At 64.2% G+C, this 23,920-nt stretch carries 16 protein-coding genes and 1 pseudogene; 7 read left to right on the forward strand and 10 right to left on the reverse strand.

Translation table 11 applies throughout. The annotated features are described in order from the left end of the window. The first annotated feature begins 291 nt into the window (after positions 1 to 291). The 3 genes from rplM to ACIPUB_RS01830 all read left to right on the forward strand — a co-directional run bounded on the left by rplM (position 292) and on the right by ACIPUB_RS01830 (position 2,204). Entirely contained in the window at positions 292 to 735 is a 444-nt protein-coding gene (gene rplM / locus ACIPUB_RS01820) for a 50S ribosomal protein L13 (protein WP_071212959.1), read from the forward strand. 36 nt (positions 736 to 771) lie between these two features. Then, a complete protein-coding gene (rpsI, locus tag ACIPUB_RS01825; RefSeq protein WP_407605834.1) occupies positions 772 to 1,272 on the forward strand; it encodes a 30S ribosomal protein S9 in 501 nt (166 codons plus the stop codon). A 344-nt stretch (positions 1,273 to 1,616) separates the two neighbouring features. After that, on the forward strand, positions 1,617 to 2,204 hold the full coding sequence (locus ACIPUB_RS01830; protein ID WP_407605869.1) for a hypothetical protein: 588 nt from the start codon (positions 1,617 to 1,619) through the stop codon (positions 2,202 to 2,204). Positions 2,205 to 2,317: 113 nt separating this feature from the next. On the opposite strand, the pseudogene ACIPUB_RS01835 reads toward ACIPUB_RS01830, so the two are convergent. Both ACIPUB_RS01835 and ACIPUB_RS01840 read right to left on the reverse strand, forming a co-directional pair. Beyond that, a pseudogene (locus ACIPUB_RS01835) lies at positions 2,318 to 3,025 on the reverse strand (M23 family metallopeptidase); the annotation flags it as partial. 471 nt (positions 3,026 to 3,496) lie between these two features. Next, a complete protein-coding gene (locus ACIPUB_RS01840; RefSeq protein WP_407605835.1) occupies positions 3,497 to 3,739 on the reverse strand; it encodes a hypothetical protein in 243 nt (80 codons plus the stop codon). Positions 3,740 to 3,965: 226 nt separating this feature from the next. Here ACIPUB_RS01840 and ACIPUB_RS01845 point away from each other — a divergent pair, with 226 nt between their 5' ends. Beyond that, on the forward strand, positions 3,966 to 9,131 hold the full coding sequence (locus ACIPUB_RS01845) for a peroxidase family protein (RefSeq protein ID WP_407605836.1): 5,166 nt from the start codon (positions 3,966 to 3,968) through the stop codon (positions 9,129 to 9,131). Between the two features lie 116 nt (positions 9,132 to 9,247). Here ACIPUB_RS01845 and ACIPUB_RS01850 read toward each other — a convergent pair whose 3' ends face one another. Continuing rightward, positions 9,248 to 9,946: a glycosyltransferase gene (locus ACIPUB_RS01850; RefSeq protein WP_407605837.1), complete on the reverse strand. Its 699-nt coding sequence runs from the start codon at positions 9,944 to 9,946 to the stop codon at positions 9,248 to 9,250. 167 nt (positions 9,947 to 10,113) lie between these two features. On the opposite strand from ACIPUB_RS01850, the gene ACIPUB_RS01855 reads away from it, so the two are divergent. Beyond that, complete coding sequence (locus ACIPUB_RS01855) at positions 10,114 to 10,356, forward strand: hypothetical protein (RefSeq protein ID WP_407605838.1); 243 nt, start codon at positions 10,114 to 10,116, stop codon at positions 10,354 to 10,356. Between the two features lie 372 nt (positions 10,357 to 10,728). Here ACIPUB_RS01855 and ACIPUB_RS01860 read toward each other — a convergent pair whose 3' ends face one another. Further along, the gene (locus tag ACIPUB_RS01860; protein ID WP_407605839.1) at positions 10,729 to 11,136 is read right to left on the reverse strand and encodes a hypothetical protein; all 408 of its coding nucleotides are present in this window, start codon (positions 11,134 to 11,136) and stop codon (positions 10,729 to 10,731) included. A gap of 698 nt (positions 11,137 to 11,834) precedes the next feature. Here ACIPUB_RS01860 and ACIPUB_RS01865 point away from each other — a divergent pair. Further along, complete coding sequence (locus tag ACIPUB_RS01865; protein ID WP_407605840.1) at positions 11,835 to 16,994, forward strand: peroxidase family protein; 5,160 nt, start codon at positions 11,835 to 11,837, stop codon at positions 16,992 to 16,994. A 503-nt stretch (positions 16,995 to 17,497) separates the two neighbouring features. On the opposite strand, the gene ACIPUB_RS01870 is transcribed toward ACIPUB_RS01865, so the two are convergent. Both ACIPUB_RS01870 and ACIPUB_RS01875 read right to left on the reverse strand, forming a co-directional pair. Beyond that, positions 17,498 to 17,725, reverse strand: coding sequence for a hypothetical protein (locus ACIPUB_RS01870; RefSeq protein ID WP_407605841.1), 228 nt, complete (start codon positions 17,723 to 17,725; stop codon positions 17,498 to 17,500). Between the two features lie 313 nt (positions 17,726 to 18,038). Further along, a complete protein-coding gene (locus ACIPUB_RS01875; protein ID WP_264270861.1) occupies positions 18,039 to 18,242 on the reverse strand; it encodes a cold-shock protein in 204 nt (67 codons plus the stop codon). Between the two features lie 604 nt (positions 18,243 to 18,846). Between ACIPUB_RS01875 and ACIPUB_RS01880 the strand changes: the two genes are divergently transcribed. Then, positions 18,847 to 20,088, forward strand: coding sequence for an acetate/propionate family kinase (locus ACIPUB_RS01880; protein WP_407605842.1), 1,242 nt, complete (start codon positions 18,847 to 18,849; stop codon positions 20,086 to 20,088). 25 nt (positions 20,089 to 20,113) lie between these two features. Here ACIPUB_RS01880 and ACIPUB_RS01885 read toward each other — a convergent pair whose 3' ends face one another. From ACIPUB_RS01885 to ACIPUB_RS01900, 4 genes are all read right to left on the reverse strand, one after another. Beyond that, positions 20,114 to 20,338, reverse strand: coding sequence for a helix-turn-helix domain-containing protein (locus ACIPUB_RS01885; protein ID WP_407605843.1), 225 nt, complete (start codon positions 20,336 to 20,338; stop codon positions 20,114 to 20,116). 239 nt (positions 20,339 to 20,577) lie between these two features. Next, on the reverse strand, positions 20,578 to 22,242 hold the full coding sequence (locus tag ACIPUB_RS01890; RefSeq protein WP_407605844.1) for an exo-alpha-sialidase: 1,665 nt from the start codon (positions 22,240 to 22,242) through the stop codon (positions 20,578 to 20,580). Continuing rightward, positions 22,239 to 22,922, reverse strand: a complete 684-nt coding sequence (locus ACIPUB_RS01895; protein WP_407605867.1) for an N-acetylmannosamine-6-phosphate 2-epimerase — start codon at positions 22,920 to 22,922, stop codon at positions 22,239 to 22,241. The genes ACIPUB_RS01890 and ACIPUB_RS01895 overlap by 4 nt, the downstream gene beginning before the upstream one ends. Beyond that, positions 22,916 to 23,917, reverse strand: a complete 1,002-nt coding sequence (locus ACIPUB_RS01900; protein ID WP_407605845.1) for an ROK family protein — start codon at positions 23,915 to 23,917, stop codon at positions 22,916 to 22,918. Before ACIPUB_RS01900 ends, ACIPUB_RS01895 begins: the two co-directional genes overlap by 7 nt. Positions 23,918 to 23,920 lie beyond the last annotated feature (3 nt).

Consider the following 23,920-nt stretch of genomic DNA (forward strand, 5'->3'; position numbering starts at 1 on the left):
GGCTTGTCGGCAGGCTCACTGCGGGCGCTTTGGCGGTGCAGGGGTTAATCCGATAGACTATGGGCTGTTGTGCGTGTCCTTTGTTCGACACAACCTTCTCCGCGTGACGGCTCAGTTGCAGAGCCACTGGTCTGCTGGGATTGCGAACATTCATGGACGGCCGGTCTTTTCAGTCCTCACCTGGCGAACTGGTTACAGCGCATCGAACACAGCACATCTACAACAGTGGATCTCACAGCCGCTGCTTGGAACTGTGCTTGACCAGTAACCAATAAAACAAAGGCAATTACAGTGCGTACGTTCACTCCAAAGCCGGCTGACCAGACCCGCCAGTGGCACATCATTGATGCCACCGACGTTGTACTTGGTCGCCTCGCCGTCCAGGCCGCAACCCTGCTGCGCGGCAAGCACAAGGCTACCTTCGCCCCCCACATGGACATGGGCGATCACGTCATCATCATCAACGCCGAGAAGGTTGCCCTCACCGGCGCCAAGCTCGAAAACAAGCGCGCCTACCGTCACTCGGGTTTCCCGGGCGGCCTGAAGTCCGTGACCTACGCCGAGCTTCTTGAAAAGAACCCGGTCCAGGCAGTGGAGAAGGCCATCAAGGGCATGCTCCCGAAGAACTCGCTGGCTGCGGATCAGCTGTCCAAGTTGAAGGTCTACCGCGGTGCCGAGCACCCGCACGCTGCACAGCAGCCGCAGACCTTCGAAATCACCCAGGTCGCGCAGTAGCGCTGGGCCCCGAGAACAAGACTTTAGGAGAATATCGTGGCTCAGAACACTGAAGAAACCACTGAATTCGAGGGTGAAGCTCCGACTTCGTACACCTCGGAGACCGTTGCCGTTGAGGCAGAAGCCGTCAAGGAACGTCCGGCACTGACCGTTGCAGGCGCAGCAGTCGGCCGTCGCAAGCAGGCAATTGCCCGCGTGCGCGTCGTCCCGGGTACCGGCAAGTGGACCCTTAACGGTCGCACCCTGGAAAACTACTTCCCGAACAAGCTGCACCAGCAGGATGTCAACGAACCGTTCAAGCTCCTCGAGCTCGACGGCGCCTACGACGTTCTTGCACGCATCCACGGTGGCGGCCCCTCGGGCCAGGCCGGTGCGTTGCGCCTGGGCATCGCCCGTTCGCTGAACGAAATTGACCGCGACAACAACCGTGCAGCCCTCAAGAAGGCCGGCTACTTGACCCGTGACGCCCGCGTCATCGAGCGCAAGAAGGCTGGTCTCAAGAAGGCCCGTAAGGCTTCGCAGTTCTCCAAGCGCTAAACCGCTTGTTCCGGCCCCTGGGCTGGATGTACGAAGGTCCCGCAACCCCAAGGGTTGCGGGACCTTCGTTTCTTAATGTGTTTTTGGCTTCAAGGGGCCCGCCGGGGCGACGCCGTTCGTTGCGCTAGCCCTGCTCTTCCCGTGCCGGAGGGGCTGCGGTGCCGGAGGACTTCGGTGTGGCTTCGCCCCCGGTGGGGAGACAAGACTGTTCCGCCGCCGCCGACGTTGCAGTTGCGTCCAATCCGAGTTCCGGATCGCAGGCTTCCGGGATAGCAGATGGAACCGGGATCGATGGTGCAGGCTCCGGGGTAGCCTTTGCGCTCGCTTCGGGCGACGGTGCAGGCTTGGCAATTGCCGGCGGTTCCACCGTTTCGGCTTCCGGCGCGGGCTTGGGCTCTGGCTTCGGTGAAAGCTTAGGCGCCGGTTCGGGGGCAGGTTTTGGTGTCGGCCCTGGCTTGGCTTCCGGTGTCGGCACCGGGGCAACAACTGCGGGCGATTCTGACGCGTTGCTTTCCGGCGCAGGAACAGGCTTTGGCTCGGGCGATGTTTCGGGTGTCTGCTCCGGCGCGGGCTTTGGCACGGTTTCGGGCGTTGGCTCTGGTTGTGGCTGTGGCTGTGGCTTCGGCGTGGTCTCAGGCTTTGGCTCGGGTTGGGGCTTCGGCGTGGTCTCAGGCTTTGGCTCGGGTTGGGGCTTCGGGGTGGTCTCAGGCTTTGGCGTGGTTTCGGGCGTCGGCTCTGGTTTGGGCTTTGGCGTGGTCTCAGGCTTCGGCGCGGGAGCCGGCTTCGGGGTCGGCTTGGCGGTTGGATCCGGTGCGGGTTTCGGCGTCGGAGGCGCCTTGACGGCCGGTATGGTGTCTCGTCCTGGATCGGACTTTTTCTTGCCGGACTTTTTGGATTCCGTCTTGTTCGGCAGCTCGAGCTCCAAGTCATGACCGAGCAGGGCCCTTGGGCCTTGGGTATTGGTCCTACTCACCAGGTTGCCGGCATTAAGGGACTGACCCGGTTGCCCATTCGACCCGGGAAGATACGGCCTCGGGTCCACCCAACGGCCACTGATGATGACCTCGAAATGCACATGGCATCCTGTGGAGTTCCCCGTGGTACCGCTCAACGCAATGACCTGGCCCTGTTTCACAAAATCCCCAACTCGGGCCAGCAGCTTGGAGTTATGGCTGTATCCGGTCCGGACGGAGCTTCCGTGCTCAATGGTCACGCGCATTCCGGAGTGGCCGGCCCATGCCGATACGACGACAGTTCCATCGGCGGTCGCATATACGGGCGATCCGCAAGCAATTCCATAATCTTGCCCGACATGTGTCTGGTGTCCAGCCCCTGTGGGATTCTTCCGCCAGCCGAAGCGACTCGTGATGAATCGTGTTGTCACCGGATGAATGAGGTGGATCTTGCCGGGCAGAAGTCTTTGCGCGGACACCCGCTGATTTGCAACCATGTCCGCTGTGTTTCCACCGGTGACGCGGTTCCACAGAGTGTTTCCGCCGCTCGAATCAGGGCTGCTCGAACCAGGGCTGCTCGAATCAGGGGTGGCAGTTACTGGAAAACCTGGTGCAGCGCTTCTGAAATCCAGCCACTGCCGCGACATGGTGGTGCCCCCGCCTTGAAGACCTAACCACACAGAATCCAGTCCGGTCTCCGCATTCGTGGAAGTTCCCATCGGGGACTGCGAAACCAATCGGAATTGGCCTGTTTGAAAGGCGGGTGCAGCCGAAGGCGCCAACCCGAAGGCAATGGCCATTCCCAACGCAGCCACACGTGTTGCCTTGCTCGATGTATTCCTCCGGTGTCTGGCACGGATAGAACCGTTCGAATGCAATTTTTTCACCGAGTAACGCCCCCCAAGAATAGCCACATGCAGCGCATAGCCTAGCGATGGCTCAAGAAGGATGCCTACCCCGACAAAAATCGAGTGGTGGTTGCGGTCACCCCAATAACCGAACGCTTAGGCATCACGGTAACGCACGAGCGCCATTGTGAGAAGAGCAACGGCTGGCGTATTTTCTTCCCCTGCCGGCGGACGCCGGAGCGTCTCCCGCCCAGGGGCTAAGGCCGGGCGCAGTAACCCCAGACCAAGTGCCAATACCCTCCTTTGCCCTGGATGGGCGGGAGCGATTCCAGGACGCCATTCCAGAGGACCGCGGGTGGACGGGACGCCATCCGGAACTGGCCTGAGTGGCACGGGTTGACTAAACAAGTCTGATCGATCTATTTACTTCTCCCGATCCGTGATCCATAGTGGGTTCATCTTGGGGGGCATGGTCTTAGCTTGGGAAGCGCAGGGGCCGTCTTCTGGGTACACCTTGGCCCAATGACGAAAAGCGCCGGGCCAGATTTTTGGGGAGAATACGGTGCACAAGCAAAGCAGCGTGTCCGGATCGCCGGGCAAAAAACCAACGTCCGGCTCGCCGGGCCGGAAATTGGGGTCAATTGCCGCGGCTGCGGCAATGGTCATAACGGGAGCGATTGCGAACGTTCCCGCAGGACTGGCGGCACCGCCACCGGGTCAAGATTTCAACGTCTCACAGGGCGATCTCGAATTCATTATCAAACAAATTGATATCGCTGAGGCGCATGCCGAGGATGCAATGGCCAACGCAAATTCATCACCATTGTGTAAGCCAACGTCAAAGTTTGACATTCCAACACAAACACATATCGACCTAGATGGAGATCCCTGCGTGGGATCTCCACTTTTGCCGTTCGGACTGCGGACGGTGGACGGTCGATGGAACAACCTGATGCCTGGCCAGGACGGGTATGGGACAGCCCAGGAGGTCTTCCCGCGCCTGCTTGAAGCCGAATACAAAGACGCTCAGGTCAGGCCCGATGGTGCGCCAGGAGCTCCCGGACCTACGAGCTACACCCAAACCGAGGGCTTCGTTTATGACTCGGAACCGCGCACCATCAGCAACCTGATTGTTGACCAAACGGCGGACAATCCCGCCGCTGGCGAAGTCGCTGCCCGTGTTGACGGCGCAGGCCTGGAAATGGGCGAGGCACCGACGCGCGTCTTTGGTGCCAACTCGGCGGCAACTTCTGCCGCGATCAGCAAATCCTTCTTCCCGGCAAACACGGAAAACGTTGTCATCTCCCGGTCCAATGACTATGCAGATGCATTGGTGTCCGGCTCAGTGGCAAAGGCACTCAACGCGCCGGTATTGCTGGTCAGTTCGAACAGCATTCCGGCCGACATTGCAACGGAGCTGACCCGGTTGAACCCGGTGAACATCATAGTGGCCGGCGGACCCACCGCTGTCTCCGATGCCGTGTTCACGGAACTTGGTACCTACGCATCCGGGGCTGTTTCGCGTGTAGCCGGTGCCAACCGGTACGAAACGGCTGTGGAGCTCAGCAAGTTTGCGAACCCCGATGCATCTCCGACGAACCCGGAAGCACGTGTCTATGTCGCAACAGGTGCCAGTTTTTCTGACGCCTTGGCGGTTGCCGCTCCAGCTGCACGGGATGGGCATCAGGTCCTGCTCGTCGGGCAGAACACCGTTCCGGCCGTTGTACTGGCCGAATTGCAACGACTAGCCCCACAGGAAATTGTCATCCTGGGCGGACCCATTGCAGTTTCCGAGTCGGTTGAAACCACCCTGCGGGCCTCCTGGCCCGTGACCCGGATTGGCGGAGCCACGCGGTACGACACCGCGGCAATGATTTCCGCCGCCAATTACACGCCTCCGGTGGACACGATCTACGTGACGACCGGTTCCAACTTCCCGGACGCGCTAAGCTTGGCGCCGGTGGCGGGAGCCAAGGGCGCACCGATTCTGCTGGTTCCGGCAAACGGCACCATCCCACCTGCGATCCTCGCTGAAATCCAACGACTTCAGCCCAGGAACGTGGTGGTCGTCGGCGGACCGGTCGCTTTGGCACCGGCACTGGACGGAGCACTGGCACCGTTGATCACGAGCGACACATACCAGATTCCCGACATCGCAACAGATGAGGGGCTTTCCGCTTCGGCCACGAGCCTCTTCACCATCTTCGGGCAGTTCTTCGACCATGGATTGGACCTGGTTTCCAAGGGCGGCAATGGAACCGTTGTCATTCCGCTGCAGCCAGACGATCCGCTGTATGTCGCCGGCTCGCCCACCAATTTCCTGATGCTCACCCGTGCAACCATCGACTCCACCGATGGCCAACGCGAGCACGTCAACAGGACCACTCCGTTTGTTGACCAGAACCAGACCTATGGTTCTCATGCCTCACACCAGGCGTTCATGCGCGAGTACGTGTTGGTTGATGGCCGGCCGACGCCGACCGGAAAGATCCTCAACGGTGCCGGCGGCGAAGGCCTCCCAACCTGGAAGAATGTCAAGGACCAAGCACGAAGCATCCTTGGCATCGAGATGGATGACTTTGACGTCCTGGATGTGCCGCTGCTCGTGACCGACCCGTACGGCTCACTTGTTCTTGACGCCAACGGCCAGGCCCAGATGGTCTTTGAAGGCAATGAGCTCAGGTCGGGCAACCGGACAACTCCGCTGTCAACCGATGGCGTGCTCACCGCGAATGTCTCGTTCCTGGATGACATTGCCCACGGGGCCACCCCGGTGCTCGTAAATAACCCGAACGATCCCAATGGACCGCAGATTCCGGGTTACGACAATGCAACCCTGGAATCGCACTACATCACCGGCGACGGTCGCGGCAATGAGAACATCGGGCTCACTTCCGTCCACCATGTGTTCCACTCTGAACACAACCGGCTGATGGAACAGGTGAAGGAAGAACTGGAAACCAATGTGCCGGCGGCATTGCTCGAACGCTACCAGGCCGACGGTTTCTGGACCTACGGCGAACGTCTCTTCCAGGCAGCTCGGTTCTTCACCGAAATGCAGTACCAGCACTTGGTCTTCGAGGAATTTGCTCGCCGCATCCAGCCCGCGATCGATCCGACGGCGCTGAATGAGAACTCCTACCAGCCAGAAGTGAATTCCTCCATCAGGGCCGAATTCGCCCATGCCGTGTACCGGTTCGGACACTCCATGCTCCGCGAGACAGTCCCACGCACGCACGGAACGCAGACGACCGAATTGCCGTTGCTTGATGCGTTCCTGGCTCCGAAGGTATTCGCCACCGGACCTGACGGACAGCCAATGTCCGCCGACGAATCGGCCGGCGGAATCCTGAAGGGCCTGGCCAACCAAACCGCAAATGGCATCGACGAGTTTGTCACCGATACCCTGCGGAACAAGCTGCTCGGTTTGCCGCTGGATCTGCCGGCCATCAACCTGGCGCGCGCACGGGACACCGGTGTCGCCTCGATGCAGACAGCACGCGATACGTTTTACAACGAATCGGGCGACTCGCAGCTGCAACCCTATGAAAGCTGGGAAGATTTCCGGCTCTCCATGAAGAACCCCGAATCCATCGGGAACTTCCTGGCCGCGTACGCCAACCACGCCACGGTGAACGACGCAACCACGCTTGCCGACAAGCGCGCAGCGGGCGCGGCACTTGCAGCGGACGCCGCATTCATGAATGCCCCGGCCGCAGGCACCGGCCTCAACGATGTTGACCTGTGGATGGGCGGCCTGGCAGAAAAGCCGTACATCTTCGGCGGCATGTTGGGTTCCACCTTCAACTACGTCTTTGAGCAGCAGCTCGAGGACCTGCAGAACGGTGACAGGTTCTACTACCTCTCCCGCAACCTGGGCAACACGCTCTTCCACTCCCTGGAAGCGAACTCGTTCTCCCAGATCGTCCTGCGCAACACCACCGCGGACCGTGTTCCGCATGACGTGTTCGCATCTCCGCAGGCAACGTTCAACCTGGATTCCACCCAGGCGGAACTGAACGCCGCGGGCCTGACCGGCAGCCAAGCTGACGGCTGGCGCTTCAATGGCGCCGAACACGTGGTCATCCAGGACACCGACGCCGCAAGCACCATCCGCGGCGGTCTCGGCGACGACTCCATCTGGGGCAAGGGCGGCAACGACAGGATCGAAGGTGACGACGGTGTTGACGTCCTGATGGGCGGGGACGGCGACGATATCCTCAACGACCTCTTCGGCGACGGAGACAGGTTGCAGGGCGAAGCCGGCAACGACGTCATGAACCCGGGCCCGGGAGTCGGGGACCTCACCTTCGGCGGATCGGGCATCGACTGGATGCTCGGAGGCCAAGACAGGGTCACCGCCCACGGCGGACTCGGCGATGACTTCATGATCGGTTCCACCGGTTCCGATATCCTCTACGGCGACGAGGGCAATGACTGGCTTGAAGGCCTGGGCGGCCCCGACCTGGTCCAGGGCGACATGGGCAACACCATGGTCAACGATCCGAACCTCTACCACGGCGGACATGACATTCTCATGGGCAATGGTGGAAACAACGACATCGACGCAGAGGGTGGCGACGACATCATGGTTGCCGGGCCGGGAACCGAGAGGTACTCCGGCGTCCTAGGATTTGACTGGGTGACCCACAAGGGCCACACCACACCGGTCAACTCCGACATGGGCTTCATCGTGGGCATGCCGCTCGACTTGAGCGGCATCAGGGACAGGTTCCTGCAGACCGAAGCCACCAGCGGATGGACCGGAAACGACATCATTCGCGGCTCGCAGGGCGACCCGGACCTCTCGTTCGATCCGGCAGGCGGAGCAGTCGGCTATGGGCACCACCTGACCCAGGAACACCTGGATCGCGTGGACAACCTTCGCGAGCTGCTCGGCGGGGGAGAAGTTCCTGCCTACTCCCGTCCGTTCCTGCTCGACGACCCGCTCACCTTCGAAGGGGACTTCAACAACAACATCCTGCTCGGAGGCACAGGCTCGGATCTTCTTGAACCGCGCGACGGACGCAACTTCGTCGACGGGGATGCGTGGCTGAACGTTCGCATCGAGTACCGGCCTGCCGGCGGTGCAGTGGAGTCCCGGGATTCCATGACTGCCTTCAACACCCGGCTGCTCAATGGAACGATCAACCCGAGCGAACTGCATATGGTTCGCGAGGTCCTGCAGCTGGAGAATGAAGCTGACAACATTGACACGGTGGTCTTCGAGGGCGTCGCGGCGGATTACACCGTGACCGAGCTGGAACCCAACGTCGTCAAGGTCGTGAACGTGCTCGAGGGCGAGGCAAAGTCCAACACCCTGCGCAACATCGAGCGCATCCAGTTCAACGACCAGGTTGTCTGCCTCCCGCTGGGCACCACGGCGAATTGCGGCCAGGCCGAGGGTGAGGTCCAGCTGGGCTTCACCGCACCGATCACCGAAAACGGCGTCGTCACCACCGACGCCGGCGGAGTCACCGACTCCGACGGCATCGAATCGGACCTGACTTACTCGCTGCAGGCCTTCGTGGAAGCGGAGACCGCTGAATTCACCAACGCGTGGGTCACCACCCAGGCGAATGAGACGGGTACCTTCACCCTCACCGACGCCGAAGTCGGCGCCCCGGTCCGGGTACAGATCACCTACATTGACGGTGCGGGAACGCATGAACAGATCGCCTCGGAACCCACCGCGGCAGTCGCCAACGTCAATGACGCTCCGGTGGGTGCGGTCATCGCACCACAGGCAGCACAGGTCGGTGACAGCCTGCGGATCGCCACCCAAATGAGTGACGAGGATGGTGCGGAAGCGGTGCTCGCAGGGACAGGTGGCGTGTACACCTGGCAGCAGAGTCCCAACGGAACCGACTGGAGCGATATCGCCGGAGCCACCGGCGATGGGTCCAACGCGGCCTCGTTCACAGTCACCACCGCACAGCAGAACAACTTCATTCGCCTGGCCATCGCCTACACCGATGACCAGGGCCAGGATGAAGTGGCACTGTCCAACGCAACGGACATAGTCCCGAGCGCTTTGAACACGCTCCCGGCACCATAGGCGGCCCCCCACCTAGAAGTACCTGGAGCGCCTAAAGGATGGGTGTCGTTTCCTTACCCGAGGAAACGACACCCATCGCCGTGCCTGCAGTTATTTGGCCCGCGTGGCCATGTGGATTACTTGAGGCTCAGGTTTCCATAGGCCGTGAGATAGGGGAGGAGATCGGGTTTGCTCCTTGGCCCCAGACGTATCGTCATGGCCGCGGAGCCCGAGCGAAGACCAAGGCTGAGGTCAAGGATTGCTGCGGGGTTGGCAGCGGATCTGGTGCCCGCGGGAATCAGGAACCTCGCTCCGTCCCCGGTGATCTCACTGGGTTCAATCCTTTGTGTCGGGCCGGTAGCCTGCGAGTCCCGCGCGGAGATCACCAAATGCAGTGCATCGACAACCAGTTGTTTTTCCTCCCGGTCGATGTCGACTTCGAGCTGTCCATCCGGTCGGAAACGGATGCAGTCCAGAGGAGGCTCGAGGAGACCCAGGACGGAAAGGGCCCGCTGGTTGCCACGGGCCAAATCCAGGGTTTCCTGCCAGCGTCTGGAGATCGCGGGGCTGGTGAAATCCTGGGCCTGCTCGAATCCCCGCGCAGACATACTCGAAGCAAGTTCCTCGTTGACGAGCAACCGTATGACGGTACCGGCCGCGGCTGCAATGTCGCCGTATTCGACCAAATAGCCGGTCTCGCCCTGCTTGATGACTTCTCTCGGACCGAAATGCACATCGAAGGCCACCGGAATGCACCCGTATGACTGGGCCTCGAGGAGCACGCTTGCCGTCGACAGATACTGTCCCACCGCGGCGACATGGCCACGGAAGTGCACGATTTACCCCAGGCCCAGATCTGCGACCTGCTTCTCCAAGGCCTGGCGTTGTTCGCCTTCGCCGAGAATGTCGAGCTCGATGTCCGGTGCGAGCCACCGTGCCGACGATATCGATGATCTGGACCACGTTCTTGTTGGCAGTCAACCGGCCCACGTAAACGACCTTCGTGGTGTCAAACAAGGCGAAGGCCTACGACAAGGTTTTCGTTGTAGGTCCGGCAGCCATTGCGCGGCACGAGGCGCGATTGATCGACTGTGATTTTGACAAGCTCCTGGTGACCGGCAGGCCCCAACTTGGTGTGGATTTTGAGCCGACCTTATCGGAGAGCGAGCAGCGGACGGTCACTTATTCGCCGACCTGGGAGGGTGAGAACTACGACAACAACTACACTTCGGTGGACGTGTACTGATTTTTCGAGTGTCGGACTGGACTTCCTCTACCTGTGCGTTGACAAGCCCCTGATCCTGACCGACCGCCGGGGATACATCTGACAAACTGCATGAAGACGCCCCGGTCTCCTCCGCCTGCCGAGTGGTCAATCAGGCGGGCCACGGTTCACTCGACACCCTGCTCGAATCGTGGATCGAGGATGACGAGATGGCCGCCTCAGGGCGCGGGAACTCTACTTCGGGGCCGCGCGCGGGGACTCTACCGAGCGCTTCCATGAGCAGGTGTCGGGGCTCATGGCCGAACGGCTGTCCAAGCTTCCCAAGCCCCGGACCGGGGCTTCACGCTAGCTCGGAGCCTTGGATGCCCGAGTGCCGCAACAAGGGGGGTTCTGCTAGAGTTCCTGGTTGGGTTCGAGGCGAACGTTCGTGACGTGGTCCCTGGTGATGGACACCGAACGTTCCACCGCCTGCCAGGTTTCCTCACCGGCGGTGCACAGGACGAGAACGTCGTACACCCCGGGCAACAGGTCGAAGTCGGTGGAGTCGGCCGGGGACACCGGTCCAAGTGCCGCCGACGCGCCACCCAGTCCGCCTCCGCCGGAGGTGACCTCACTGGTGTTCTGGGCGCTGGCCTGGCAATCGGCGCCCGCGGGGAGCCCAGGGTCCGCCAACTCCAGCACCATTGATCCCTTCACGGAGCCGGCGCCGGAAGATGGGCGCTCGCCGGTGCCCGCGGAAGCCGAGGCGCTTGTCGTCGGGTTCGACGTGGGGCTTTCGACGGCCGCGGAAGATGAAGGCACCGGTTCCGTGGAGCCCCGTGCGGACGGGTCACTGGTCGGACTGGGCGGTCCCGGTCCGAAGAAGGCGCATGCCGAAAGCATGCAGATGATGCTTGTGCCACCCAAAAAGATTGCACCTATCCTGGATTTCCCCCGAGTCCCCATGGGCCCAGTATGTCAGGCCAAGCCTCGCCTGTCAGGAGTCGAGCGCAGGAAATGTCTTGGTTCTTTTTCAATGGCTTTCCCCTGGAGCGGCTTGCCAATTCCAGATCGGCCATGGGGATTCGAAACGTGGGTTACCGTTTCGGTATTTCCGAGTAATCCCCCCAGAGGACCGGCAGCGATGTGGGTGATCGAATCGCTGCGAAATCGTGCATGAACATCCAACGATCCTGATTGTCATCAGGGGAAGGTTCGCGCCGATCCCTGCGTCATTCCCGCCCCGGCTTGTGGTTTTGCGGGCACTGCACGGGGGCTCCGGAAAAGAGTCAACACACGCTATTTACATTGGAGAGCTCTCGCGCCATAGTTGTCCGTACTTGGGGGGTTCAGGTCACTCACATTGGGCTTTTGGGGGAGTGCCAGTTCCTCGGTCAAACACGGCCGACGGTCAATCCGTCGCGCCGTCATCACCTTGGGAGTGCATTAAATTGAAAAAAAATGGGGAAAAGTCCGGGCAACCGGGCAAAAAATGGGGGGCCCTTGCAGTTGGGGCTGCATTGGTTGCGACCGGTGCGCTCGGGCCGATTGCGGCCGCAGTTGCCGCACCTCCGCCGGGTCAGGACTTCAACGTCACGCAAGGCGACCTGGAATACATCATCAAGCAGGTCGAGATCTCCGAAGCGCATGCCAGGCGAAATCTCACAAATCCCGATGCGTCGCCGCTGTGCGGAAACGGCAAGCGGTTCGACGTCGCGTCGCAGACATTCTTCGACGCGAACAACGACCCCTGCGTGGGAAATCCGCTGCTGCCGCACGGCCTGCGGACCGTTGACGGGCGGTGGAACAACCTCATGCCGGGCCAGGACGGATTCGGCACGGCACAGGAAACGTTCCCGCGCCTCGTTCCGGCCCAGTACAAGGACGCCGAGGTCACGCCGCCGCGCGCCCCGGGAAACGCCACGGATGAACCCGGGGCAGCCACGAGCTACAAGCAGACCGAAGGATTCGTCTACGATTCGGAACCACGCACCATCAGCAACCTGATCGTCGACCAGACGACCGGCAATCCGGCCGCCGGCGAAGTCGTCCAGCGGGTCGAGGGGGCAGGCCCGGAGGGCGCAAACAACACCTTCATCCCCGATATCGCCACCGACGAGGGGCTTTCGGCCTCCGCCACCAGCCTGTTCACGATCTTCGGCCAGTTCTTCGACCACGGCCTGGACCTCGTGTCCAAGGGCGGGAACGGAACCGTTGTGGTGCCCCTGAAGGAGGACGACCCGCTCTATGTCCCGGGCGGGCGCACCAACTTCCTGACCCTGACCCGCGCCACCATCGACACCGGTGATGACGGCACGGCTCGCGAACACGTCAACCGCACCACGCCGTTCGTGGACCAGAACCAGACCTACGGATCGCACGCATCACACCAGGCGTTCATGCGCGAATACGAACTCGTCGAGGGCAAGCCCGTTCCCACGGGGAAGATCCTCGACGGGGCAGCAGGAGGTCTTCCCACGTGGGACGATGTCCAGGCCCAGGCAGCCGATAAGCTCGGAATCATCCTGGACGACTTCGACGTCCTGGACGTGCCGCTGCTCGCCACGGACCCCTACGGACACCTGATCCTCGGAGCCTCGGGCATGCCCCAGTTGGCCACCACCGGAGGGTTCAAGGAAGGCAACATCGGCTCACCGATCGTCACGGACGGGCTCACGGCAAATGCATCGTTCCTGGACGACATCGCCCATGGTGCGACGCCGGCCGAGCCAAAGCCGTCGGTTCCCAATGATCCGAACTCCCCGCTGATCCCCGGCTACGACAACGACGCCCTGGGCAAGCACTTCATCACGGGCGATGGTCGCGGAAACGAGAACATCGGCCTGACCGCCGTGCACCACGTCTTCCACTCGGAGCACAACCGCCTGCAGGCACAGATCCAGGAAGAACTCGCTTCGATGCCTGCCGACCTGCAGAGTCGCTTCAACGCAAACGGATTCTGGGACAAGGGCGAGCGACTGTTCCAGGCCGCCCGCTTCCTGACCGAGATGCAGTACCAGCACCTGGTCTTCGAGGAATTCGCCCGCCGGATCCAGCCGGAGATCGACACCACTGTGCTGAATGAGAACTCGTACCAGCCGGACGTGAACTCCTCGATCCGCGCCGAGTTCGCCCACTCCGTCTACCGGTTCGGGCACTCCATGCTGCGGGAGACCATCCCGGTGGAACAAGCCGACGGCACGTTCGCCGACAAGCAACTCTTGGAGGCCTTCCTCAATCCCGCTTTGTTTGCGGCTTCGGGAACCGATTCCGCGGATGCCGCGGGCAACATCCTCAAGGGCCTGGCCAACCAGACCGCCAACGGCGTCGACGAGTTCGTCACCGATACCCTGCGCAACAAGCTTCTTGGCCTCCCGCTCGATCTCGCCACCATCAACATGGCGCGTGCGAGGGAAACCGGTACTCCGGGCCTCCAGGCGGCGCGCAAGGTGTTCTTTGCCGAGACGCGCGATCCCCAGCTGCAGCCCTACTCCAGCTGGCAGGACTTCAAGCTCTCGATGAAGAACCCGGAATCAATCGTCAACTTCATCGCCGCCTACGGCAACCACCCGTCCCTGACCGCCGCCACCACCCTGGCAGCCAAGCGTGCAGCCGGTACGACGCTCGCGGGCGACACGGCATTCATGAACCTGCCCGCGTCCGAAGCCGGCCTGGACGACATTGACCTGTGGATGGGTGGACTGGCCGAGAAGCCGTTCGTCTTCGGCGGCATGCTCGGGGCCACGTTCAACCACGTCTTTGAGAAGCAACTTGAGGACCTGCAGAACGGTGACAGGTTCTACTACCTCTCACGCAACCTGGGCAACTCGCTCTTCCACTCGCTGGAGGCGAACTCGCTGTCCCAGATCGTGCAGCGCAACACCACCGCGGACCGCGTCCCGCACGATGTCTTTGCGGCACCGCAGCTGACGTTCAACCTGGACGACGGCGCCACCCGCCAGGCCGAGCTCAACGCGGCAGGCCTCACCGGTTCGCAGGCCGACGGCTGGCGGTTCACCGGAGACGAACACATCGTCGTCCAGGACGCCAAGGATGCCGAGGGTGCCGACCAAAGCAGCACCATCCGCACCGGCATCGGTGACGACTCGGTCTGGGGCAAGGGCGGCAACGACACCATCGAAGGTGACGACGGCGCAGATGCCCTCATGGGCGGCGACGGCGACGATGTCCTGACCGACATCTTCGGCGACGACCGTCTCCAAGGTGAAGCCGGCAACGACGCACTCAACGGCGGACCGGGCCTCGGCGACCTGCTCTTCGGTGGTTCCGGGCAGGACTTCATCGTCGGCGGCCAGGACTTCTCCACCAGCTTCGGCGGGCTCGGGAACGACTTCATCCTTGGCTCCACCGGCCGCGACAACGTCCGCGGCGATGAGGGAGATGACTGGATCGACGGCGGAACCAACGCCGACCTTCTGGTCGGCGACTTGAGCGGCACCGCTCAAAACGACCCCGGGATGTATCACGGCGGACACGACGTCCTGGTGGGCCGGACCGGCAACAACGACCACGACGCCGAAGGCGGCGACGACATCATGGTCGGCGGCCCCGGCACCGACCGCTTCCACGGCATGCTCGGATTCGACTGGGTGACCTACGACAAGACCAGCCACCCGATTCGCGCCGACCTTGACCCCGTCCAGATCGTGCCGGGCGTCGAAAGCTCCATCGTCGATCGCTACGACGAGGTCGAGGCGTTCTCCGGATTCGACGGGGATGACGTCGTCCGCGGCGTCCGCAACCGTGATGCATTCGAAGACCCCCAGAGGGACAAGATCGGGTACGGCCACCGGCTGACCCAGGCGCAGCTGGACCGCGTCACCGGCCTTCGTGACCTGCTCGGCGGCGGCGAGCAGCCTGTCTACGCCCTGCCCTTCCTTGACGGACAGACCTTCGATGCCGAGGACATGAACAACAACCTCATCCTCGGTGGCGGCGGCAGCGACCTGATCGAGCCCCGTCGGGGCGAGAACTTCGTCGACGGCGATGCCTGGCTGGACGTGAACATCGCCCTGGGCGATGAACGTTCCGATACGCTCGAGCCCTTCATCGAGCGCATCTTCGATCGCGCCATCAACCCGTCGGAGCTGACGATCGAACGGAAGATCCAGATCGCCACGGGCGGAAGCGACACCGTCGTGTACGGCATCAATGCCGACGAGGCGCAGCTCGAAGCCCTGCCCGACGGCATGGTCAAGGTGACCACTACCGGAAACGACGCCAGCGTGGATGTGCTGCGCAACATTGAGCAGCTGCAGTTCGCCGACGGCATCATCGACATCAGCAACGGCCTCGGCGATCCCGATCCCGAGCCGGGCGTCGCGCTTTCGGTGGCACTTTCCTCCAACGCGGTTCCGGCAGCCGGCGGCCAGCTCACGGCCAACGTGCAGGGACCGGTCACCGGCGGCAGCGAGGTGGCCTTCGAACTCCAGGTCCTGCGCCTGGCACCGGATAACACCCAGTTCGCCACCACCACGCAGTCGAACACCACGGGCAAGTTCACCTTCACCGAGGCCGAGGCCGGATTCCCGGTCCAGGTCGTGGCGACCGTGACAGGGGTTGACGGTGCACCTTCACAGTTCATCTCCGATCCCACCCAGGGAACTCTGAGCACCCTGAAGGAAACCGTCACGGCGCAGGCTCCGGACCACAACCTGTCCAACAAGACCGTGACCATCCCGAAGGTCACCGGAGTTGCCTACTCCATCGACGGAGCCCTCAAGGAAGCCGGAACCTACCCGGCAACTACGCAGGTGACGGTCACGGCGGAGGCGGCCTCGGAGAACTACATCGTCGAGGCGCGTTCGTGGAAGTTCGATCTGAGGACCGAAGTGACCCCGGCTGCTCCGACCTTCAGTGCCACGGCCAACCAGGTCAAGATTCCGGCTTCAACCGGAGTCGGCTACTTCATCGACGGTGAAGCGAAGGCTGCGGGTACGTACGTCAACGCCGGATCGGGAACTGTGACGGCCAAGGCCGTTGACAGTTCGCACAAGGTGGCCGAAGGAGCGACGACTTCTTGGAAGTTCAACAACGTCAACTCCGCGACGGCGCCGAGGCCAGCCACCAACGCCAGTGCCAACACCATCACGATTCCCAACAGGACGGGCGTGGCCTACTCCATCAACGGAGTGGCGAAGAAGGCAGGGACGCACACCTACGCCGGAAAGGGCAAAGTGACGGCCAAGGCCGCCGGCGGTACCGAGTCCCTGACCGGCACAGTCTCGTGGAATTTTGACAACCGCGACGCGGTGACGCCGACGAAGCCGGTGGCCAGTGCCTCGGCCAATACGGTGACGATCCCATCCAAGAGGGGAGTCGCGTACTACGTGAACGGTGTCAAGAAGGCTGCCGGTACCCACAAGTACAGCGGCGTGGTCACCGTCACAGCCCAGGCATCGAACAGTGTCTACAAGCTGACCGGAACGACGTCGTGGAGGTTCGACAACCGCAACGCGGTGACGCCGACGAAGCCGGTGTTCAGCGCGTCGGCCAACACGGTGAAGATCCCGTCGAAGACGGGTGTCGCCTACTACGTGAACGGCGTGAAGAAGGCTGCAGGTACCCACAGGTACACCGGGGCCGTCACCGTCACCACCAAGGCGTCATCCAGCGCCTACAAGCTGACCGGCACGCAAAGCTGGACTGCACGCCTCTAGCGTGCTTCCGCCAGGCCAGCAATAGCTAGGAAAGGTGCAGTCAACCTCGGGTTGGCTGCACCTTTCCGCGTCTTCCCTCAGATATCCAACCGCTGGGAAAGCATCTCTGTAGGTGAGGTCGAGAAACGAGTAGTCTAATCGACTGGGCTCCGGCCATCGAGAGGCCCTCCCGACGCTGGGTTCCTTGCCTGCAATGACCGAAAAGGATGTATGCCGCACTCCCTGGCCATATGCGGGACGTTCTGGTCGACGTCGTCATTCACGCCTTCGGCTTGATCGACCAGAATCCGGCCGACTACCGCTCCCGCGGATAACGGTTGCCTATTTCGGACACGGCAATCGCTGGCCGAGGTCGCGATCCAACCGCGGAGAACGTCCCACCACCGCTGCCAGGGCGCCACAACGGCTGCACCGCATCGCGAATGCCGACCGGCTACTTCAGCCGTGGAGGCAAGATTGGTCAGTGCCCCGGAAGTCGCAAGGGGCAAGGTTGCCGCGGGCGCCTATTGATCTGCGGGATCCGCGGTGTACTCAACGTCCAGGCCGTCGCCGGAACCAGCTGTCGGGGTAGCTTCGCTGCCCCTCCGGTCCTCCAGCAGCACTGGCCGCTCGCTGTCCAGGCCGGGCTCGGGGTCGGATTCATCCACGGGTCTGGCCTCGTCGGGAGCGATGATCCCGGCGGCAATGGCCTCGGCGTCCCCGGCGTCCAGTGGTTCAATGACTTCACCCATGACGTACCTCCTGCTCGGTGGGATTCCACCGTAGAACACGAAGGGTACCGGCTCAAGTGGCGGACGCGGATCCGCTGGGCCGGATGGCACGAAACCGTCTGTGGCCGTCGCAAGCGCGTGCCCCACGCAAGAGAAAGAACCCTGCCCGAAGGTTGATCCTTCGGGCAGGGTTCCCCAGGTGTTCGATGGCACCAGGCTCCCCGTACACTCGTCCTCGACTTGACGGCCGGTAGCAAACGCAACGGCCCGTCGCTTCGGATGCACTGACCCCGCTACCGCACGTGGCAAAGGGGGGAATGTTCTTGATCCGGGATTACAAGGGCTGGATGTTCTCCGCCTGCGGACCCTTGTCTCCTCGGACGATATCAAACTGGACCTTCTGGTTCTCTTCCAGGGAGCGGTAGCCGCTGCTGGCGATCGCCGAATAATGGGCGAAAACATCATCGGAACCATCATCGGGAGCGATGAAGCCGAAGCCCTTTTCGGAATTGAACCACTTGACTACGCCTGTTGCCATTGTTGCACCCTCTTGTTGTATCGCATCTCCACCGGCCAGAAGCCGGCGTCGACAGGGATCTTCCCTGTCGCAATGCTACGGCCGCGCCTCGGCCAAGACAATGGATGGGACCGGCAACCAATGCCGGATGACGGGATATTGTGTTTGCACGGGCTTCCAGGTATCCGAGCGTCAGCCTCCGGGACCGTCGGGACGTGCACCCTCGGACGGACATGGCGTGACAGCCGGGCGGCGGCGCCCCAGGATTCAGCGCAATCGCGGCAGTCGCGGCAGTCCTTCCGGCCGCCGGCCGCACCGCGGGGCCGGGTGGGGATACTGGTGGCTTCATCCCTTCCCTCACGCGGGGAGGGGTCCATAGACTGGAGATGGACGGCAAGCAGGGTCCGGCCTTAACCACGGGGTGGCGATGTCCCCGGTGGGTACCTCGGAGATCCAGCATGGCCTGTTCACCCACCGTCCCGGGCACCAGGCCTCGGCCTTGCCGCACACCATCCGAGATCCATGTTCATCGGACGGCCCCACCCGCCATCCGTGCCCCCGGAAACCACAGCCGCGTCGTGGACCGACGGGTTTCCCCCACGAGGCACCGGTCAGGGGCGGGACCATGCTCATCCTGGCATTGATGTGCGGCCCGGAGTCGATCCGCTACCAACTGCGCCACTTTGAACACGCGGATGCCCAGGACGCATCGGTTCTGCTCGCCTCGGGCGAGGTCCCAAAGAGTGGCGGGCGACCGGATCTCTCCGGGAGCGTGGACGGAATCCAGGCCCTGGCGCACATCAAGAACCACATGAACGAGGTCCTGGGCGAAAGGACGATCGATGCCATCGGACACCGCGTGGTCCACGGCGGAGAGAAATTCACCGAGCCCGTGGCACTGACCGAGGAAACGATCGCCGCGCTGGAGGACCTGACGCGGTTGGCCCCACGGCACAACCCCGATGGACTTCAGGGAATCCGGGTTGCCGGCGCCTTGTGGCCCGGAATCCCTCAGGTGGCTGTCTTTGACACCGCCTTTCACCAGACGATGCCCGAGTCCGCCTGGCGCTATGCCATCCCCGGGGGCTACTACAGCCGGCACGGGATCCGGCGCTACGGATTCCATGGGATCTCGGTCGACCAGGTCACCCGCGCCGCATCGCATTTCCTGGGGCTGGGCGTCGGACAGTTCGACGGCATCATTGCGCACCTGGGCGATGGCTCATCCGTGACAGCCATCAAGGGGGGCCGCAGCATCGACACGTCCATGGGGTACTCGCCGGCGGACGGGTTGATCGGGGGCACCAGGTGCGGAGACATCGATCCCTCGGTCCTGCTGTACCTCCAACGAAAAGGGCTCGATCCCGATGGCGCGGAGGAAATGCTGGATCGGCACTGCGGCTTCCAGGCACTCTGCGGCCTTGACGACTTGGCTTTCATTGAGAAAGTGGCAGCGAACGGGGGGAAAGAGGCCGGCCTCGCCCTGGAAATGGCCGCCTACCGCCTGGCAAAATACGCGGGCGGCTACCATGTGGCCGTCGGCGGTGCCAAAGCCCTGGTCTTCACCGGAAGCATCGGGGAAAGCGCGGCCGGTTTCCGGTCATTGGTTGTCGGCAAGCTGGCGGCCCTGGGCTTGGCACTTGACGAGGCGGCGAACCGGGCCCCGGCGCGGGAGCCGCGGTGCATCAGCACCGCCGGCTCCGTGTTCCCGGTGCTGGTCGTGCCCACCGACGAGGAACGGGCCATCGCCGAGGCCACGGCCACACTCATGAGCCGGACCGCGGCCGGTCGGAAGGCACAGCGCCCGGCTCCGGTGCCGGCCGGCCCTGGCGCCCTCGCGACCCCGCTTCCGCGCCACGGCCGGTAACCAGTGCCGTGCCTGCTGTTCCCGGCTAGGTCGGCACGCCCATTTGTGCGGGCACCGCCGCGTATCGGTCGGCGGACAGGTACTCCCGCACGGCCCGGGCGGGAATCCGGTAGGACTTGCCGAAGCTCACCGCAGGCAGCTTGCCCTCCTGCACCAGGTCGTACACGGTCATCCTCGGCACGTCCATCGCTGCGGCGGCCTCGGCCACCCTCAGGTAGTCGGTGTCCCCGGAGTCTTGTGGCTCAACCATTTCATCCCTCAATCGATGTGCCGTCATCCCCCGGCTGAACGACTGGTTCGCAGGTTCCCCGTTCCGGGGACCTGATGGGTTCCCATGGTAGGCGCGGGTGCGGCGGCGCTACAAGGTTTTTGCGCACCCGTCCCCGGGAGTCCGGGCGCCGCGCCAGCTGATCCAGCCTCGATTCGCCGCACCCGTCTCATGCCGTGTCGCCTCGGCGGAGCCAAGCAGAGGGGCCGGTGCCGGAAGATTCAGGGTGCCAACCGCTCGGCCAGGTTGGGGCCCAGCGGACGGTCCTGGTGTTGCGCCATGGGAGGGTGGAGGTGCGGAGTGCCTGGCACATCCTGCCCGGGTTCGACCGCCCAGTCGATGCGTGGCGGGACGCCGGCCGCGGTGGCGAGGTGGTTCAGGTGGAGCCACACGGCGGTGGAACCCGGGGCGATGGTTCTTGCCTCTGCGTCCACGTTTCCGTGCGGAGACACCGCCACCGGAATTGAACCGTGGTTGGTGACGGCGGCCGAATAGGTCAGCGTGTCCCCGGGGTGGATTCCCGGGACGGGCGGGCCATAGTTGGCCAGCAGGTCGGCCCGGGAGGCCACCAGCTGCGCGGCGGCCTGGCCCACCTCCTTGCCCGCAGCCCCGTAACCGGCATACGCCTGCCCAAGGACTAAGTGGGGTTCGGTGAACCTGAAGTGCTGCGGGGCGGCGGGGGTGATCGAGCGGGGCACGACTTCGACCAGGAGTTCCGGGTGGCCGGGCAGCGGGCGGGGCCCGTGCACGGGGTCTGCGTCCATCGGGGTGGTGGCGGTCGGGTTGAGGGCGGCCGGTGCGGTGAGCGCCGCGAGCGGGATGCGGACGAAGACGATTTCCTCGTAGGCCCCGCGCTCGTACAGCACGCCGATGGAGCCGTCGGGCAGTTGCGCGGCGGTGGAGTAGGCCGAGGCACCCGGGCAGAGCACCACGGTTCCGGCCCAACTGGTTCCGGCATCGGGACTGTGCCGCACCACGGTGTTGCGGCGCAGGTGCCGGTGCGCATTGTGCGTGGCGACAAGCCCGCCGCCGGCCAGGGCCAGCAGCGAACCGTTGTCGGAAGGGTCGGGCAGTTCCGGGACCGGGACGGGGCGGGTGAAGGTGGCGCCGCCGTCCTCCGAGCGGGCGGACAGCCGGTGCGGCGTGGCGCGCGAATGCAGCAGCACGGTTCCGTCGGGCAGGGCGGCGAGCGAGGATTCGTTGGTGTGGGTGCCATCCGCTGCCGGTTCCAGCGCATCTCCCAGGCTCCAGCTGTGCCCGTGGTCATCGCTGTGGGCCACCGCGGCGGCGATCCGCCCCTCCTTGGCCAGCAACACCACGCAGGGCTGGAGCAGCCGGCCGGCGAAGGGTCCGTGCCCGATCCGGGTGCCGGCGCCCGAGGCGGCGAAGATGCCGCGGATCCCGGGCCGTTTCAGCTGGCCGGTGATCCGGCGGTGGCTCCAGCTGTGGCCGTCGTCGGTGGAGACCGAGAGGTCAACGTGCTGGGTCTGTGTGGTGCCTTCCAGGGATTCGAAGAAGCCCCATTGGGTGGTCGCGGCATGGAAGCAGAAGATGGTGCCGGTGTCGGGGTCCACCAGCAGGGAGGCGTCCCCGAAGCCGTTGAGCCCGGTGCCGGTGCGCAGGATGCGCTGGGGTTCCCAGGTTTGCCCGTGATCGGTGCTGCGGCGCAGCACCAGGTCCGCGGGGGAGGGCAGGTCATCGAGCGTGGGCCGCCCGTCGTAGACCGCCAGCAGTGTCCCGGCCGTGGTCACGGCCAGGGCGGGGATGCGGTATTGCCGGTAGCCGCCGGCGCCGCGGGTGGCCAGGACGGTATGGCCGGTGGCCAGGGGATCGGCGCTCGCAGGGTCGGCGGTGGGCCGGTGGGTGCCACGTGGTGTGTGGTTCATGATTCCAGGGCGTCGAGGAACCAGCCGGTCAGGGTAGCCGGGTGGGTGATGGCGGTGCCGACCACCACCGCGTGGGCACCGGCATCCAGTGCCGCGCGGGCCTGGGCCGGGGTGTGGATCCTGCCCTCGGCGATGACAGGCACACCCAGGTCCGCGGCAACGATGGCCTCAAGCAATTCCAGGTCCGGGCCCTGGGTCTTGGGACGCTCGCCGGTGTAGCCGGCCAGCGTGGTGCCGATCAAATCCGCCCCGGCTGCCGCGGCGGCAATGGCATCCTCCAGCGAGCCGCAGTCGGCCATCACCGTCGCACCGGATGTCGCGCGGATCCCGGCAATGGTTTCGGCCAGGGTGAGCCCGTCGGGCCGCGGCCGCCGGGTCCCGTCGAGGGCCACCACGTGGGCGCCGGCGGCGGCAACTGCCAGCGCGTGGTGCAGCGTGGGGGTGATGAACACGCCCTCGTGCCCGTCCTTGAACAGGCCGATGACCGGGACCTGCACCGCGGAGCGGGTGGCGGTAATGTCGGCAAGGCCCTGCACGCGCACCGCTTTGGCCCCGCCGATCACCGCGGAGGCGGCGACCTGGGCCATGGTGCGCGGATCGCGCATGGGTTCGCCGGGGTAGGCCTGGGCGGAGACGATCAGCGCGCCCTTCAGCGCGGCAAGATCGGAAGCTGTCAACAGCACGGGGTTGGCTCCTTGGAAGCGGGAAATTGGGTGGAATCGGCGGGCGCCAGCAGCAGGAAGGCGGCCCCGGCCAGCGCGGCGTCTGCGCCCAGGGCGGCGGGTTGCGGGACCAGGGAGGACAGCGGGCCGATGAGTTCGGCGGCGAAGGCGGCGCGCAGCGGCGCCCACCAGGAATCCCCGGCCTCCGCCAGGCCGCCGGAGACGATGACCGATGCGGGGTCCAGCGCATTGGCCAGCCCGCCCAGGGCCCGCCCCGCGGCGGTAGCCGCGGTGTCAATGGCGGCCAAGGCCAGGCGATCCCCGGCGGCTGCGCGGGCGAACACCGCACGCGCGTCGGGCACTTCCGGATCCCCGCCGCTGCGCAGGTACAGCGCGTGCAGCGAAGGCCCGGAGGCGATGGCCTCCAGGTGCCCGGTTCCCCCGCAGGGGCAGCGCAGCCCCAAGGCTTCGACGCTGGGCACATGCCCCAGGTGCCCGCCGACCTGCCGGGCGCCAAAGAGTGGAACCCCCTCCAGCAGCAGCGAGCCTCCGATGCCGGTGCCAAAGGCGGCCAGCAACACCGAGGAGGCCCCCGCGGCTGCGCCCAGCCAGCCTTCGCCGAGGGCGTGGGCGTGCACGTCGTTGACCGCGTGCACTGCAGAGGGGTGGATCCCTAGCCGGGCACCGAGCCCGGCGCGCAGGTCCGTCCCCGCCCAGCCGGGCAGGTGTTCGGTGGCCGAGAGCACCCGGGCGGTGGCAGGGTCGATGACCCCGGCCGCCCCGATGCCCACCCCGAGGGCCGGGGCACCCGAGGCGGCGGCCGCAGCCAGGAGCGGAGCGGCGAGCTCGGCGATGGCGTCCAGCACGGCCTCGGGCCCGGCGGCCGCGGGGGTGGGCAGCGATGCCCGGGAGGTGATGGTGCCGTCGGCGCCCACCAGGGCGGCGGCGATCTTGGTGCCGCCCAGGTCGATGCCGACGGCGGTGGGAGGTACCGGCGGGGGAAGTGCTGCCATGGA

The sequence above is a fragment of the Paeniglutamicibacter sp. ORCA_105 genome (genome assembly GCF_045798545.1).
Taxonomy (GTDB): domain Bacteria; phylum Actinomycetota; class Actinomycetes; order Actinomycetales; family Micrococcaceae; genus Paeniglutamicibacter; species Paeniglutamicibacter sulfureus.

Coding starts and splice junctions, on each gene's coding strand:
- ACIPUB_RS01885 (WP_407605843.1), bottom strand. CDS start 20,338: ATGGTTGAGCCACAAGACTCCGGGGACACCGACTACCTGAGGGTGGCC.
- ACIPUB_RS01870 (WP_407605841.1), bottom strand. CDS start 17,725: ATGGGTGAAGTCATTGAACCACTGGACGCCGGGGACGCCGAGGCCATT.
- ACIPUB_RS01840 (WP_407605835.1), bottom strand. CDS start 3,739: ATGACCATTGCCGCAGCCGCGGCAATTGACCCCAATTTCCGGCCCGGC.
- ACIPUB_RS01900 (WP_407605845.1), bottom strand. CDS start 23,917: ATGGCAGCACTTCCCCCGCCGGTACCTCCCACCGCCGTCGGCATCGAC.
- ACIPUB_RS01875 (WP_264270861.1), bottom strand. CDS start 18,242: ATGGCAACAGGCGTAGTCAAGTGGTTCAATTCCGAAAAGGGCTTCGGC.
- ACIPUB_RS01890 (WP_407605844.1), bottom strand. CDS start 22,242: ATGAACCACACACCACGTGGCACCCACCGGCCCACCGCCGACCCTGCG.
- ACIPUB_RS01880 (WP_407605842.1), top strand. CDS start 18,847: ATGCTCATCCTGGCATTGATGTGCGGCCCGGAGTCGATCCGCTACCAA.